The sequence below is a fragment of the Polaromonas sp. genome (genome assembly GCF_030682935.1).
Lineage (GTDB): Bacteria > Pseudomonadota > Gammaproteobacteria > Burkholderiales > Burkholderiaceae_C > Polaromonas.
In genome coordinates this window covers 1-15,155 of sequence record NZ_JAUXNA010000299.1, presented here as the reverse complement: position 1 = coordinate 15,155, position 15,155 = coordinate 1, and the positions used below count along the sequence as shown (strand labels likewise).

Here is a 15,155-nt window from a genome sequence, read left to right as displayed (position 1 = left end):
GGTGGCTGCGTGTTTGGCATCCACCAGCGTCAGGATGGAATCGAGCAGGTATTGCTCGGCGATTTCCTCGTCCATGAAAAAGGTCTGCGCCACCGGGCCCGGGTCGGCCAGCCCGGTGGTTTCTATCACCACGCGCTCGAAATCCAGCAGGCCCTTGCGCTTCTTGGCGGCCAGCAACTGCAGGGTTTCACGCAGGTCCTCGCGGATCGAGCAGCAGATGCAGCCATTGTTCATCTGGATGATGTTTTCCTCGGTGTCGTTGACCAGGATCTCGTTGTCGATGTTTTCCTCGCCGAACTCGTTTTCGATCACGGCGATCTTCTGGCCGTGGGCTTCGGTCAGGATGCGCTTGAGCAGCGTGGTTTTGCCGGAGCCCAGAAAGCCGGTCAGGATGGTCACAGGAATCAAGCTCATGGGGTCAACCTCAGGAAAAACAGGGTGAAAAGATGCGGCGGGCGCGCGGCCGGAGCAGGGAGTTTAGCGGTCAGGCCATAGCCCTGATGCCGGGACATGATTAGCACCTGTTCACTCTACAGGACGTGTCAAGCGGCACGCCGTTAAAGACCGGGATTGCTCCTGTTTTAATAGCTGTTTGCGCTTATCCAGCATGGGCTGGAGGCCTTATTGGCTTGAAAATCACTTCCGCAGCAGCACCAGGCCCTTGAGGTACTCGCCTTCCGGAAAATTCACCGTCATCGGGTGATCCGGCGCGCCGCCCAGGCGCTCGGTGATAAAGGCGTCCACCCCGGCATCGATGCCGGCCGAGGCGACGATCTTGTGGAACAGGTCGGCGCTGATGCCGCCCGAGCAGGAATAGGTGAACAGCACCCCGCCAGGTGCCAGGATGGACAGGGCGATGCGGTTGATGTCCTTGTAGGCCCGCGCAGCACGTTCGGCATGCGCCACCGTCGGCGCGAACTTGGGCGGGTCCAGCACGATGGCGTCAAAGGTCCGGCCTTCCTTGTGGAACTGCCGCAAGGAGGCATTCACATCGGCATCCAGCATGGTGGTGCGGGCCGCGTCAAAGCCGTTGAGCGCCACATTGGCTTTGGCGCGTTCTATTGCCGGTCCGGAGGAGTCGATCGATGTCACGTGCGCTGCGCCGCCGGCCAGCGCCGCCACCGTGAAGCCACCGGTGTAGCAATAACAGTTGAGCACGTCCTGGAACTGCAAGCGGCGCGTATGTTCGGCAAATTTGCGGCGGCTGTCGCGCTGGTCCAGGTAAAAGCCGGTCTTGTGGCCCTCGGCGACGTCCAGGCTCAGCTTCCAGTCGTGTTCGCGAATGATGACTTCGGTGTCCGCAGACCCTCCTTGGGGATGCGTGGAGGCTCCCTCTTCTCCAGCCGGGGCCGCGGAGCCGGCTTCGCCGGGCCGCAGACGCAGCGCCCCAATTCCGGGTTCAAGGGGCAGCGTACCGCCGTAGGCTCGCGAAGTGGCAAGCGTGGGGGCCTTGTTCAACCAGCCAGTGGCTTCGGGCAAGCCTTCGAGCGAACGCACGCTCGCGTCCGAGCGTTCGTACAGGCGCGTCAGGCCGGTTTGCGCCAGCAGGGCCTCCACGATCACGCCTTTCCAGCGCTCGGCCCCGCAACTTGAAAACTGCGCCACCAAGGTGTCGGCATAACGGTCCACCACCACGCCCGGCAGGCCGTCGGACTCGCCGTGGACCAGGCGCACACCGTCACTTGGTATGGCAAAGCGATCCCTCGCCCTTATCGCGCGGACTATGCGCGCTATGAAAAAAGAAGCATCGATGCGTTCGTTTTCATCGAAGCTCCAGACACGCGCGCGTATCTTCGAACTCGGGCTGAACGCGGCCCAGCCGAGAAACTGTCCCTCGTGGCTCTCCACCCGCACGGTTTCACCGGCGTCGCCGCCGCCTTTGGCGATCGCGCCGTCAAACACCCAGGGGTGGCGCCGCAGCAGAGAGCGCTCCTTGCCGGGTCTCAATCGAATGGATTTCATGGCGCCATTGTCGCGGCTTACAGGTCTCTTACATTCCGATCTGCAGATTTGCGACAATCCCGCGATGGGTTTGCGCCGCCTTTCCACAACACATCCAGCCGACACCAGCGCCGTACTGACCGCCGCCCTGCACCGCTGCTGGCGCGCCTGCGCGTGTGCCCTGTTGCTGGCGCTGGCAGGCCAAGTGGCGCTTGCGCGCACCGTGCTGGAGTTCGACCCCGCGCAACAACCGGTGGCCCTGGCCGACTGGGGCGATTACTGGATAGACCCGACCGCGCAAAAAACCGTGCAGGACATCGCTGCCGATGCCGCCCTGCCTTGGCAGCCCACGCTGGCCCGCAACATCTATCCGCTGCAGCCGCAGCAGGCGCTGTGGATCCGTTTCACCGTGCCGCCGGCACCGGACGCGGAGCGCTGGCTGCTGGAGATTCCCTACCCGGCGATGGACCGGGCCTCGCTGTACACGCTGGATCGCGCCTACGTCTGGCGCGAACAGCGCAGCGGCGACCTGACGCCAGTCAACCAGTGGCCGACGCCGCACCGGCACCCGCTGCTGGTGGTCAATTTCAATGCCGAGGAACCGACCCATTACATGCTGCGCCTTGAAAACGTGCAGGGTTTCAGCGCGCCCATCCGTTTTGTCAGCTCGGCTTATGTGCTGCGCGGCGAGCAACAGGTTTCGCTGTTTCTGGGCGTGTATTTCGGACTGGCGCTGCTCGGCCTGGTCGTCGGCCTGGCCGGCATGGTGTTGCTGCGGGACCGCGCCTATCTTTATTACGCGGTCTGCTCCGCGCTGGTCGGCCTGACCCAGGCAGCCATCACCGGTGTGGCAGCGCTGCACCTTTGGCCGGACTGGCCACAATGGGCGGACCGCTCGCTGGTGGTGCTGGGCGTCTGGATGCTGATGGCGCTGCTGATACTCAATGCCACCATCGTGTCGCTGGCGCAGCGCTCGCGCCCGCTGCATCGCCTGATCTGGGCGGTGGTGCTGGGCGGGGCAGCGTTGTCGGCCGCACTGCTGCTGACCGACAGCGAGTTGCGCATCGCGCTGGTCGTGCCCTACCTGGTGCTGGTACCGGTCCTGATGCTGGTCGTCAACCTCTGGGCCTGGCGCCGCGGCGACCGCTTCGGCGGCTGGCTCCTGTTGGCCGCCGCGCCTCTTGCCATCAGCCTGGCCCTGGCCATAGGCCGCTACCTGCAGTGGCTGCCGCTGAGTTTTGTGACCGAACAGGCGGTACTGGCCAGCATGGCGCTGCAGATGCCTGCCATGCTGGCCGTGCTGGTCCTGCGCAGCCAGCATCGCCGTGAAAACACGCGCCGCATCCAGGGGCTGGACCGGGTGGACCCGTCCACCGGCCTGATCAACGAGTCGGTGTTTGCCGAGCGCCTGTCGCGCATGATCGCGCGCTCGGAGCGGCTCAGACACCAGGGCGCGGTGCTGATGATCGACCTGGTCAACAGCGAACAGATCCAGCGCGACTTCGGCCGCAAGGCCGCTCAGGACCTGCCGCTGCGGGTGGCCGAGCGCCTGCTGTCCACCGCGCGCGACATCGACAGCGCGGCGCGCCTGTCCGAGCACCGGTTCAGCATGCTGGTGGAAGGGCCGTTCACGGCCGAGGAAGCCGCCACGCTGGGGCCGCGCATCGTCGCGCGCTGTTTGATGCCGTACCAGGGCCTGCCGGTCGATTGCGTGGCGCAGGTGCGTGTGGCCTACGCGCTGGTGCCGCGCCAGGGCCCGACGGCAGAGATAGCGCTGGCCCGACTGGCTCAGACCCTGGCCGGCGTGTCACCGCAAAGCAAACGGGCGGTGTTCATGATGCCGGACTACAAATAAGGCCCCCACGGTCACTCACTCCGTGTAGTTCCCTGCACCTTGCAGGCCGCCGCTCACCAGAGGCTTCGCTTCTGTCGCCTGTCCAAAGCTGCTCAAGCAGCTTTGGAGCCGCAGGCTTCAGCCCCGAGGGGGCTCCGTTCGTCCTGAGCCTGTCGAAGGATGCGCCTGCGGGCCGGCAGAGCCGGACCCGCGGCCCCTGCTTGACTAAAGAGGCCCCGCCGTCGTCCGCGACGGTCAGGGTTTGGTCTTGCCGGCAGGTTTGAGGCCTGCCACAGTCGCTCGCGGATGCGACGCGTCGTACACCTTGGCCAGATGCTGAAAATCCAGCCGCGTGTAAACCTGCGTGGTGGTGATGTTGGCGTGGCCCAGCAGTTCCTGCACGGCGCGCAAATCGCCGCTGGACTGCAGCACGTGGCTGGCGAAGGAGTGCCGCAGCATGTGCGGGTGCACCGGCGTGGCCAGCCCCGCCTGCAATGAACGCTGCTTGAGGCGCACCCGAATGTGCTGGGGCGTCAGGCGCGTGCCGCGCTGGCTGATGAACAGCGCCGCGTCGTCCTTCGCCCACCCGCCGCGCACCGCCAGCCAGGCCTGCAGCGCCTCCAGCGCCTTGCTGCCGACCGGCACGCTACGCCGTTTCGAGCCCTTGCCCAGCACATGCGCTTCGCCGGCCTGCAGGTCGATCCAGCCGCTGGCCTGGCTGCTGGCGGCGACGTCCAGGCCGGTCAGCTCGCCAATGCGCAGGCCGCAGCCGTAAAGCAGTTCGGTGATGCACTGGTCACGCGCCAGCAGCGCCGGGTCGTCGCCAGCTGCGCCCTGGAAGACCGCCAGTTGCACCGCTTCATCGACGCTGAGCGCCTTGGGCAAGGGTTTGGCGGCCTTGGGCGCGCGCAGGTCCTGCACCGGGTTGCTGGCCACCAGGCCCTCGCGGCCCAGCCAGGTGTAAAAACCGCGCCAGCCCGACAAAATCAGCGCAATCCCGCGGCCGCTGCGCCCGGCGCCGTGCATCTGCGCCACCCAGCGCCGGATTTGCGCATGTCCCACGTCGGTCAGTACCACACCGGCACGCTGGGCCTGCGCCTGCAGTTTTTCCAGGTCCAGCGTGTAAAGCGCCACGGTGCGCGGCGCCAGACGTTTTTCAACCCGTACATGCGCCAGGTAGCGCACCACCAGCGGGTGCGGCGCCGGCTCAGGCCCGGACGGCTCGGATGCGGGCAGTGGCTGCGTCATGCAGGCGCTTACGCGGCAACGCCCTGGACGGGGGTCTGGGGCCGCAAACGCGACAGCGCCGCGCCCGCCAGTTCGCCCAGACGCTCCAGGAAATCGGTGCCCATGTCGCTGTGAAAACGCTCGGGCTCGGGCGAGGCCAGCACCAGCAGACCCACCACCGGCGCGCCAGCGGCCGCGCGCAAGGGAATCAGGGCCACCGACAGCGCCAGCGCAGGTTCCGCCAGCCAATCGACCGCTTCAAACCCGGAGTTGACACCGCAGTAAGGCGTGCTCAACGAAGCGGCGAAGGTCTGCACGTCGCTGCTGATGCCCGATGCAAAAGGCTCGCCTGAAAAAATGCCATTGACGCCCCAGACCTTGATGGCCGCCTGCGGTATCTTGAATTCGGTGACGATGCCTTCAGCCGCCGCTGCAGGCAGATCGCGGGCCTGCGCCGTCTGCAGCAGCTTGCAGGTCCAGCGCTGCAGCTTGTCGGCAATGCCCACATTGTCCTGCCCGTGGCGGATCATCTCGACCACCCGGGTCTCCAGCCCCTTGATCTTCTCGCGCAACATGCCCGCCTGACGCTCCTGCAGACTGACCGCGCGGTTGCCGTGGCCGCTGGAGAGCTGCACCGAGGACAACAGCTCGGCATGACGCTCAAAAAAGTCTGGCGTATTCGCCAGAAAGTTGGCGATGTCGTCTTCTGTGATGGGAGGTTCGGTTGAATTCATGCTGGCATTGTCGCCAGTTTTTTTGGGTGGCGCAAAGACCCCGGCCGGCACTGCGCGGCACCCGGCCAGGGGCCACCACCAGCCCCGACACCGGTCAGGGCAAGTCTGGAACGTCTATCTCCGAGGTAAACACCGTGGTGGCCGGGCCCGTCATCATGACCGGGGCATCAAGTTGGCCCGACCATTCAATCGTCAGCGAACCGCCGCGCGTCAGCACCTCGACCCGCGCATCAAGCAAGCCCCAGCGTATGCCCGCCACCACCGCCGCACAGGCGCCCGTACCGCAAGCCAGCGTTTCGCCAGCGCCGCGCTCGTAGACCCGAAGACGTATCTGGCGGGTTGATACCACCTGCATGAAGCCGGCATTCACGCGTTTCGGAAAACACGCATGGTGTTCGATCAGCGGGCCGATTTCCAGCACCGGGGCAGTATCGACATCGTCCACCAGCTGCACGGCGTGGGGATTTCCCATCGACAAAACTGCCGCAAAAACAGGCGCGTCCTGCGCCCGTCCACCAAGCGCCAGCGGCCATTTTTGCCATGAACCTGCGGCTTGCGGCGTCAAACCGGATGCATCAAAGGGAATGCGGTCCAGCGCAAACACCGGCGCGCCCATGTCGACCGTCACCTGGCCGTCGGCCTGCATGCGCAGCGCGATCACGCCGTTCATGGTTTTGACACGCACCGTGTCTTTGTCCGTGAGCCCCTGCTCACGCACAAAACGCACAAAACAACGCGCGCCATTGCCGCACTGCTCCACTTCGCCGCCGTCGGCGTTGTGGATCACATATTCAAAGTCGATGCCGTCCGCCGGTGAGGGCCGTACCGTCAAAATCTGGTCGGCACCCACGCCAAAGTGGCGGTCTGCCAGGAAACGGTACTGCGCTGCCGTCAGGCCCAGAGATCCCCGGGTTTCGTCGAGCACCACAAAATCGTTGCCCGCACCGTGCATTTTTGTAAATCGGATTCGCATGAAGGAGATTATCTGCGTTGCGGGCGACGGGTGGCTGATGAGGCAACACCCAGCCAGCGGCAAAGACCGGCGCTCAACGCCATAATTCTTCATGCCCAGACTTTCCCAACTTCTTTACCCCCAACGCGAACCGGCCCCCACCCGCCCGGCCGCCACCGTGCTGCTGCTGCGCGACACGCCGCAAGGCCTTGAAGTGCTGATGACCAGGCGCTCCATGACCGCCAGCTTTGCGCCCGGCGCCTATGTCTTCCCCGGCGGCGGCATAGACGCCGCAGATGCGGCGGCCCACGGGCATTCCATGCGGCGCGCCAGCCAGAGCGACCTGCACCTGACGCAGGCGATTGCGGCCATCCGTGAAAGCTTTGAAGAGCTCGGCGTGCTGCTGGCGCACCATGACCACGGCGGCTACGTGACCAGCGAAGACATCGCGGCGCTGGACCGCAAGGCCCCGTTTGCCGCGCAGTGCCGGGCACGCGGCCTCACGCTGGCGGGCGACCAGGTGTTTGTGCTGGCCCACTGGGTCACCGACCGCGACCTGCCGCGCCGCTTTGACGTGCCTTTTCTGGTGGCCCGCATGCCCGAAGGCCAAAGTCCGGTAGCCGACGAAGCCGAGCAGTTCGATCCGGTCTGGGTGCGCCCGGCCGAGGCGCTGGCGCGACACCAGCGCGGCGGCTTTTTCATGATTTTTCCGACCCTGCGCACGCTGGAGCGGCTGCAGCATTACGCCCATGTGGACGCGGTGCTGCTGGCCTGCGCAACGGAGGCGCCGCTGTGGATCTCCTGCCCGCGCGCCGGTCTGCTGGCTGGCCAGGAATCGCGCTACATGGAACACGATTCGCCCTACGGCGAACTCGCGCTGACCTGCCCGGACGGCCAGATCGTGCACAGCCTCGACTGGCAAACGGCAGAACCGGTTGCGCTGCTGAAAAACGTCAGGCGCCTGACCGCCCCCAACCCCGGCATGATGACCGGGCCAGGCACCAACAGCTACCTCGTGGGCGATGCGGACAGCGGCTACATCGTGATTGACCCGGGTCCCGATGATGCGGGCCATGTCCAGCGCCTGTACCAGGCCACGGGCGGGCGCATCCAGGCCATCGTCTGCACCCATTCCCACCCCGACCACTCCCCCGCCGCCGCGCCTTTGCAGGCCCTGTGTGCCGGCCGCCCGCCGATTCTGGGGCTGGCCTCACGCGCTACCGCGCGTCCCGATGCGCAGTTCACCCCCGACCGGGAGCTATTAAATCAGGAGCATCTTGTATTGACAGGCAATGGGCTGCAGCACACTTTGATGGTTATTTTCACGCCCGGCCATGCGGCCAACCATCTGTGCCTGCTGCTGCTTGAAGACGGCCTGCTGTTTTCGGGCGACCACATTTTGAACGGCAGCACCACCGTGATCAGTCCGCCCGATGGCGAGATGACGGCCTACCTCGCCTCGCTGGACACCTTGAGCGCGGCCTGCGACGCGCATCAGATCGACTTCATTTTGCCGGCCCACGGCCATGTGCTGGGCGCTGCCAAACAGTCGATTGCGCAGCTCAAGGCGCACCGGCTCAAGCGCGAAGCCAAGGTGGCAGCGGCCATGCAGGCCCGGCCCGAAGGCACGATCAACGACTGGCTGGCGCTGGTCTATGACGATACCGACCCGCGGCTCTGGCCCGTGGCCATGCGCTCGCTGCAGGCCCATGTGGATCGGCTTCAGGCCTTGCAGGCCATGGCACAGGGATAAAGGCAGCAAGCAGGAGCCCGCAGCGCCCGCCGCAAGCGCACCTGCAGCGCCCGCGCCAGCCGCCAATATCTACGTGGTCGGCACGGACGCCGCCTATGCCCCGTTTGAATCGCAGAACGGAAAAGGCGAGATCGTCGGCTTTGACATCGAGGTGGTGCAAGCGGTGGCACAAAAAGCCGGTATGGAAGTGAAATTCCTGAACACCCCATGGGAAGGCATCTTCAACTCCTTGGGCCAGGGCGACCGGGACCTGCTGGTGTCAGCCATCACGATCACGGACGAGCGCAAACAGACCATGGATTTCTCGGCGCCCTATTTTGATGCGCAGCAGCTGATCGCCGTGAAAAAGGACTCGAAGATCGCAAAATTCGATGATCTTAAGCGCCTCAAGGTCGGCGTGCAAAACGGCACCACGGGTGACGAAGTCATCACCAGGCTGCAAGGCAAGGACAGCGCCAACATCAAGCGTTTTGAGTCAACGCCCCTGGCCTTGAAGGAGCTTGAAGGCGGCGGCGTCGATGCCGTGGTGGCCGACAACGGTGTCGTGGTTCACTATGTCAACAACAACGCCAATGCGCAGTTCAGGACCATCAGCGACACGAGTTTTGCGGCCGAACAATACGGCATCGCGGTCAAGAAAGGCAATGCCGAGTTGCTCGAAAAGATCAACAAGGGCCTGGCAGCCATGAAGACCGACGGCACCTATGACCAGATTTACGCGAAATACTTTGGCGCTGCGCCTGCAGCACCCGCCGCCGCGGCCTCGAAGTAAACCCGGCAGTCGCTGCTGAACCTGCGCCGACCTCCTGCACGGAGGGGGGCCATTCAGGCTGTGAAAAACTGCCCGCGTGCGGCCTGGGTAATGGCCGCCACGCACGGGTGCGTGATGCGCCGCTCGACCGAGACGGCAAAGAAATCCTCCACCATCTCTTTGGTGCGGCCAATCACTTCCACCCCGTATTGCGTGACCGTCTCGGCCTCCAGCACGCTGGCCGACATGAACACCCCCCGCCCCTCGCGCCCGAAGGCTTTCATCAGCGCGCCATCGTCAAACTCACCAATGATGCGGGGGTGAATCTGGTACTTGGTGAACCAGCTATCGAGCTGCTTGCGCACCGATGAAGACGTTCCCTGGATCAGCATGGGCGCTTCGTTGAGGCACTGGGGAAAATCACCCTGGAGCAAGGTCTTGAGCGCAGGCGTGCAGAAAAAACTCATGGACGTGCTGCCCAGGGGGTGGTTGAAGGCCTTGATGCTGACGCGGCCCGACATGGGTTCATCGGCCATCACCAGATCCAGCCGATGCAGCGCCAGCTGGGCCAGCAAATCAGGGAACTTGCCCTCGCTGCAGATCAGCCGCACCGGCTCGCGCACCGACAAGGCGGGCTCCAGCAGCCGGTAGACCACGGACTTGGCCACCGAATCGGCCACCCCCACGCGAAAGTCCAGGATTTTCTGGCCCCCGCTCGCCTGCCGCAGGGCACTCTCCATTTCGGCCCCGAGGGCAAAGATCTGATCGGCATAGCCCAGGGCCAGCCGCCCCTCGTCGGTCAACTCCAGCCGGCGCCCGCTTTTGCGAAATAGCTGGCGACCCAGCCACGCCTCCAGCAATTTGATCTGTCCGGACAGGGTCTGGGGCGTGGTGTGCAGCTGCTCGCCGGCGCGCACAATGCCGCCAGCCTTGGCGGTGACCCAAAAATAGTGCAGGTGCTTGAAGTTCACGATCTGGCTCCCATCAAAATCTCTCAAAAAAAACATCCATCAGCTTAACTTATTGTTCGTTTTTTTCGAAATGAAATGGTTTTAAATACGACTTTACACGAAGTAACTACATCCCTATAGTGATGCTTTTACGACATTTGTGACGCACCAAGGAGAACAGACATGCGTTTGAGCACCAAAAGCCGTTTTGCGGTCACCGCCATGATAGATATTGCCCTTCGCGAAAATGCCGGACCCGTCTCGCTGGCCGACATCGGGGGGCGCCACCAGATTTCGTTGTCCTATCTTGAGCAGCTGTTCAGCAAATTGCGCCGGAGCGGGCTGGTGGAAAGCACGCGCGGCCCCGGTGGCGGCTACTCGCTGGGCCGGGCCGGTGAGGCGATTTCCGTGGCCGACATCATTGGCGCCGTGGAAACCCCTCTGAACAAGCCCGGCAGGGGCGAGGAAACCCTGGCGCAACAAGCTGGCGCTGGCGAATGGATGACCAAGGATCTGTGGGCGACTTTGAACGCCAAGATGCTCGCACACATGCAGTCCATCAGTTTGCGCAACCTGGCGAGTGAGCAACGCGCCAAGGGCGTCAAAATTGAGCCACGCGCTTCCAGACGCGGGGTGTACCTCGCGCCCAAGCCCAAACCCGTGCTCACCACGGCGCCGAATTCGGTGTTTGCACTGGGCCGCTCGCTGTTGGCTGGCCGCTGAGCGCAGGCCAGGCCTAAATAAAAGTGTGAAGCCCGCCGATAAGCCGGATTTTGTGCGCCGGGCTTCCTTGCCCGAAAGCAAGTTGGCCCGGTGTGACCGCCATTAATCTGGGCCGGGGGTCGCCCACCCGGCTCAATGCTACCTACCCGCCAGCTCTGCGGAACCACATCAACGCTGGCCTACTTGGTATTGCTGCGCGTAGAGATTGCCCGTTTCACCCGAACTGAATCGGCTCGTCTCTGTTGCTCTGATCCTCACCTCACGGTGGAGAGGTGTTACCTCCTACGCTGTCCTGTGCAGTCCGGACGTTCCTCCAGTGCTTCCTTTCGGAAATTGCACCAGCGGCGGTCTGGCGAGCTTCACCCCTCTATTATGGCAGTGCGCCACAATGTGCTTTTGCCTACCGACAAGGAGAACCCATGAAAGCCGACAACATTCTGCAGACCATTGGCAACACCCCCCATGTCCGCATCAAGCGCCTGTTTGGCCCCCAGGCCCAGGTCTGGATCAAGTCCGAGCGCAGCAACCCCGGCGGCTCGATCAAGGACCGCATTGCGCTGTCCATGGTCGAAGCGGCAGAAAAAAGCGGTGACTTGCAGCCCGGCGGCACCATCATTGAGCCGACCTCGGGCAACACCGGCATCGGCCTGGCCATGGTGGCGGCCGTCAAGGGCTACCAGCTGGTGCTGGTCATGCCCGACAGCATGTCGGTGGAGCGCCGCCGCCTGATGCTGGCCTACGGCGCCAGTTTTGACTTGACGCCGCGCGAAAAAGGCATGAAGGGCGCCATTGCCCGCGCCCAGGAACTGGTGGCGGCAACGCCCGGCGCATGGATGCCGCAACAGTTTGAAAACCCGGCCAACATCGACGCGCATGCGCGCACCACGGCGCAGGAAATCCTGGCCGACTTCCCCGACGGACTCGACGCGCTGATCACCGGCGTCGGCACCGGCGGCCACCTGACGGGCTGCGCCAAAGTACTCAAGGCCGCCTGGCCGCAACTGAAGGTGTTTGCGGTTGAGCCCGTGGCGTCGCCCGTCATCTCGGGCGGCCAGCCCGCCCCGCACCCGATTCAGGGCATAGGCGCAGGCTTCATTCCCAAAAACCTGGACACCAGCCTGCTCGACGGCGTGATCCAGGTCGATGCCGAACCGGCCCGCGAGATGGCGCGGCGCTCGGCCCGCGAAGAAGGCATGCTGGTGGGCATTTCGTCAGGTGCAACGCTGGCGGCGATTGCGCAAAAGCTGCCGGAACTGCCCGATGGCGCACGCGTGCTGGGCTTTAACTACGACAGCGGCGAGCGCTACCTGTCGGTCGAAGGCTTTTTCCCCACCTGAGCAGCCCCGAGCCTGCCCGCCGCCGCCTTTCCGGCGCAGCTGCGGGCTGTCAGTTTCGTTTTATCATCGCTGCCTTCTGCTTGATAACCACAAGCCACGAAACGGACACATCATGCTGCGACTGACTGAAATCAAACTACCGCTTGAGCACGCTGAAAACGCGTTGAAGGCCGCCCTGCTGCAAACACTGCAGATCCCGCCCACCGATCTGGTGCGCTTCACGGTGTTCAAGCGCAGCTTTGACGCCCGCAAGGCCGTGATCATGCAGGTCTACATCGTCGATGTGGAACTGGCCAGCGCAGCGCTGGAAGCTTCGCTGCTGGCCCGGCACGCGGGCAACCCGCACATCCTGCCCACGCCCGACATGGCTTACCACCCGGTCGGCGTTGCACCGGCCAGCCTGCCGCTGCGCCCGGTGGTGGTCGGCTTTGGCCCGTGCGGCATCTTTGCGGCCCTGGTGCTGGCGCAAATGGGCTTCAAGCCCATCGTGCTGGAGCGCGGCACCAGCGTGCGCCAGCGGACCCAGGACACCTGGGGCCTGTGGCGCAAGGGCGTGCTGAATCCGGAGTCCAACGTGCAGTTTGGCGAAGGCGGCGCCGGCACGTTTTCAGACGGCAAGCTCTACAGCCAGATCAAGGACCCGCGCCACCTGGGCCGCAAGGTGATGAATGAGTTCGTCAAGGCCGGCGCGCCTGCCGACATCCTGTACGAGGCGCACCCCCACATCGGCACCTTCAAGCTGGTCAAGGTCGTGGAGAACATGCGTGAGCAGATCATGGCGCTGGGGGGCGAGATTCGGTTTCAGCAGCGCGTGACCGACGTGCTGATTGAGGACACCCCCGGCGGCAAGCACATCCGTGGCCTGACGGTGCTGGACCAGGCGACCGGCCAGACGCACGAATTGCGCGCCGACCACGTGGTGCTGGCGCTGGGCCACAGCGCGCGCGACACCTTCGCCATGCTGCATGCGCGCGGCGTTTACATCGAGGCCAAGTCTTTTTCCATCGGCTTTCGCGTTGAGCACCCGCAAAGCCTGATCGACCGCGCGCGCTGGGGCCGCCATGCCGGGCATCCGTCGCTGGGCGCGGCCGAGTACAAACTGGTGCACCACGCCAGCAATGGCCGGTCGGTGTACAGCTTTTGCATGTGTCCGGGCGGCACGGTGGTGGCCGCCACATCCGAAGTCGGCCGCGTGGTGACCAATGGCATGAGCCAGTACTCGCGCAACGAACGCAACGCCAATGCCGGCATCGTCGTGGGCATTGATCCGCGCGACTACCCCGGCAGCCCGCTGGCGGGCATCGAGTTGCAGCGCCAGCTTGAATCCCACGCCTATGTGCTGGGCGGCAGCAATTACGAGGCGCCCGGCCAGCTGGTCGGCGACTTCGTGGCGGGACGGCCGTCCACCGGACTGGGCAGTGTCAATCCGTCGTACAAACCAGGGGTGGCCATCGGCGACTTGTCATCGGCCCTGCCCGCTTACGCGATTGAAGCGATGCGCGAAGCCTTTCCGGCCTTTGGCAAAAAAATCAAGGGCTTTGACACCCATGATGCCGTGCTGACGGGCGTTGAAACCCGTACCTCGTCGCCCATCAAGATGAGCCGCGGCGAGGACATGCAAAGCCTGAATGTACGCGGCCTGTACCCGGCTGGCGAAGGCGCGAGCTACGCCGGCGGCATTTTGTCGGCCGGGGTCGATGGCATCAAGGTGGCCGAGGCGGTGGCGCGCAGCGTGCTGGCCGACGCCGAAAGCCTGAGGCTGACCGTTGCCTGAGATGACACCTGATACGACGCCAGGCAACGGATAGGGGATACTTCGCCCTCACGGTTTAACACCGCAAACGCTACCAGAATGCCACAAAAGCCTGGCTCACCATTTTTAAAGCGACGCCAAGGCGCCGCCCGAACCTCAACCTGACAGAACTGATTGATGACCGACAACACACCCACACCTGCTGCACCTGCCGAACCTACGACGCCCCCCCAACGCCAGGCCCGGCGAGGCGGCCGCGGCCGGACCCCGGCGAAGCCGCAAAACCAGGCCCGCGCACCGCGCGCCGTGCACCCGGTCCTGCAGCAGCTTTTTGACCTGTACCCCAAAATGTTTGGCGCGCAGTTCCTGCCGCTCAAACTCGGCGTGTTCCAGGACCTGCTGGCGCTGCACCCCGAACTGTTCAAGCGCGAAGAGCTGAAAGTGGCGCTCGGGCTGCACGCCCGCTCCATGCGCTACCTGGAAAGCGTGGCGGCCGGTCATCCGCGTCACGACCTGAGCGGCGAGCCGGTGGAGCCCGTCGCGCCGGAGCATGTTCATCACGCGATCATGGAAGTGTTCCGGCGTCGCCAGATGCGCTCTGACCAGGACTTGCGCCCCTACGCCCGTGCGCAGCTGATCGAGGCGATTGAAGTGTCAGGCCTGAGCCGGGAAGACTTCCTGCTGTGCGTGCGGCAACAGGACGAGGTGTCCACAGCCCTGCTTGGCGAGGCTTTTTCCGAACTGGGCGAGCAGGCTGCCAAACGCGAGGCGCTGCGCAAGACGTTTGAGGCCAGCGGCAAAACCGTCGCCGAGTTTGCCGACATGTACGGCATGGACCCGGCTGAAGTGACCGAAACGCTGGAACGGGCGCGCCTTGCCCAAACGGCCCAGGCGGCCCAGGCTTCAGTGGCCGCAACCCCCCAGGCGTTGCCAGCTGAAGTGGCGCCCGCAGACACCCACGCCGCGCCATGAAAAAGGCCGGCTAAAAGCCTAATGCCAGTCAGTTAAGGCATTTGCAGCCGAGGTAGGGTAAAAAAGGGACGTGTTCATCACGTCCCTTTTTTTATGGAATTTCAAGCAGAGCTATCGCAAACGCTGGACAAGACGCCGGCGTGTCTGGATGGGTTGAGCAGCCTCATTGAGCTGCCCTGGATCGAGCAGGCCTTGCAGGCCACGGGCAAGGCCTCCATCCGGCGGCGC

Annotated in this window: 13 protein-coding genes and 1 other RNA gene; 7 read left to right on the top strand and 7 right to left on the bottom strand. The window is 64.3% G+C overall.

Translation table 11 applies throughout. The features are described 5' to 3' along the window. A partial coding sequence (locus tag Q8K05_RS13785; RefSeq protein ID WP_305247200.1) for a GTP-binding protein occupies nucleotides 1-414 on the bottom strand: 414 nt, incomplete at its 3' end. A gap of 222 nt (nucleotides 415-636) precedes the next feature. Continuing rightward, entirely contained in the window at nucleotides 637-1,962 is a 1,326-nt protein-coding gene (locus Q8K05_RS13780) for a class I SAM-dependent rRNA methyltransferase (RefSeq protein WP_305247199.1), read from the bottom strand. A gap of 64 nt (nucleotides 1,963-2,026) precedes the next feature. On the opposite strand from Q8K05_RS13780, the gene Q8K05_RS13775 reads away from it, so the two are divergent. Continuing rightward, complete coding sequence (locus Q8K05_RS13775) at nucleotides 2,027-3,796, top strand: 7TM diverse intracellular signaling domain-containing protein (protein ID WP_305247197.1); 1,770 nt, start codon at nucleotides 2,027-2,029, stop codon at nucleotides 3,794-3,796. Between the two features lie 234 nt (nucleotides 3,797-4,030). Here Q8K05_RS13775 and Q8K05_RS13770 read toward each other — a convergent pair whose 3' ends face one another. The 3 genes from Q8K05_RS13770 to dapF form a co-directional block, all read right to left on the bottom strand. Then, the gene (locus Q8K05_RS13770) at nucleotides 4,031-5,023 is read right to left on the bottom strand and encodes a tyrosine recombinase XerC (RefSeq protein ID WP_305247195.1); all 993 of its coding nucleotides are present in this window, start codon (nucleotides 5,021-5,023) and stop codon (nucleotides 4,031-4,033) included. Nucleotides 5,024-5,031: 8 nt separating this feature from the next. Further along, on the bottom strand, nucleotides 5,032-5,736 hold the full coding sequence (locus Q8K05_RS13765; RefSeq protein ID WP_305247194.1) for a DUF484 family protein: 705 nt from the start codon (nucleotides 5,734-5,736) through the stop codon (nucleotides 5,032-5,034). 94 nt (nucleotides 5,737-5,830) lie between these two features. After that, on the bottom strand, nucleotides 5,831-6,709 hold the full coding sequence (gene dapF, locus Q8K05_RS13760) for a diaminopimelate epimerase (RefSeq protein WP_305247192.1): 879 nt from the start codon (nucleotides 6,707-6,709) through the stop codon (nucleotides 5,831-5,833). A gap of 91 nt (nucleotides 6,710-6,800) precedes the next feature. On the opposite strand from dapF, the gene Q8K05_RS13755 reads away from it, so the two are divergent. Together Q8K05_RS13755 and Q8K05_RS13750 are read left to right on the top strand one after the other, a co-directional pair. Next, nucleotides 6,801-8,441, top strand: a complete 1,641-nt coding sequence (locus Q8K05_RS13755) for an MBL fold metallo-hydrolase (protein ID WP_305247191.1) — start codon at nucleotides 6,801-6,803, stop codon at nucleotides 8,439-8,441. Then, nucleotides 8,398-9,213 carry a basic amino acid ABC transporter substrate-binding protein gene (locus Q8K05_RS13750; RefSeq protein WP_305247189.1) on the top strand — a complete coding sequence of 272 codons (816 nt, stop codon included), beginning with the start codon at nucleotides 8,398-8,400 and terminating at the stop codon, nucleotides 9,211-9,213. Before Q8K05_RS13755 ends, Q8K05_RS13750 begins: the two co-directional genes overlap by 44 nt. A gap of 53 nt (nucleotides 9,214-9,266) precedes the next feature. Here the strand turns inward: Q8K05_RS13750 and nhaR are convergent, their stop codons facing one another. Next, nucleotides 9,267-10,163 (bottom strand): transcriptional activator NhaR, encoded by an 897-nt coding sequence (gene nhaR / locus Q8K05_RS13745; RefSeq protein WP_305247188.1) that lies wholly within the window; start codon nucleotides 10,161-10,163, stop codon nucleotides 9,267-9,269. A 162-nt stretch (nucleotides 10,164-10,325) separates the two neighbouring features. Here nhaR and Q8K05_RS13740 point away from each other — a divergent pair, with 162 nt between their 5' ends. Beyond that, nucleotides 10,326-10,865, top strand: coding sequence for an Rrf2 family transcriptional regulator (locus tag Q8K05_RS13740; protein ID WP_305247186.1), 540 nt, complete (start codon nucleotides 10,326-10,328; stop codon nucleotides 10,863-10,865). Between the two features lie 23 nt (nucleotides 10,866-10,888). Here Q8K05_RS13740 and rnpB read toward each other — a convergent pair. Continuing rightward, nucleotides 10,889-11,226, bottom strand: an RNA gene (gene rnpB, locus Q8K05_RS13735) — RNase P RNA component class A. Nucleotides 11,227-11,284: 58 nt separating this feature from the next. Here rnpB and cysK point away from each other — a divergent pair. The 3 genes from cysK to Q8K05_RS13720 all read left to right on the top strand — a co-directional run bounded on the left by cysK (nucleotide 11,285) and on the right by Q8K05_RS13720 (nucleotide 14,927). Beyond that, entirely contained in the window at nucleotides 11,285-12,202 is a 918-nt protein-coding gene (gene cysK / locus Q8K05_RS13730; protein ID WP_305247185.1) for a cysteine synthase A, read from the top strand. Nucleotides 12,203-12,314: 112 nt separating this feature from the next. After that, nucleotides 12,315-13,976, top strand: coding sequence for an NAD(P)/FAD-dependent oxidoreductase (locus Q8K05_RS13725; protein ID WP_305247183.1), 1,662 nt, complete (start codon nucleotides 12,315-12,317; stop codon nucleotides 13,974-13,976). 156 nt (nucleotides 13,977-14,132) lie between these two features. After that, entirely contained in the window at nucleotides 14,133-14,927 is a 795-nt protein-coding gene (locus Q8K05_RS13720) for a ProQ/FINO family protein (protein WP_305247182.1), read from the top strand. Nucleotides 14,928-15,155 lie beyond the last annotated feature (228 nt).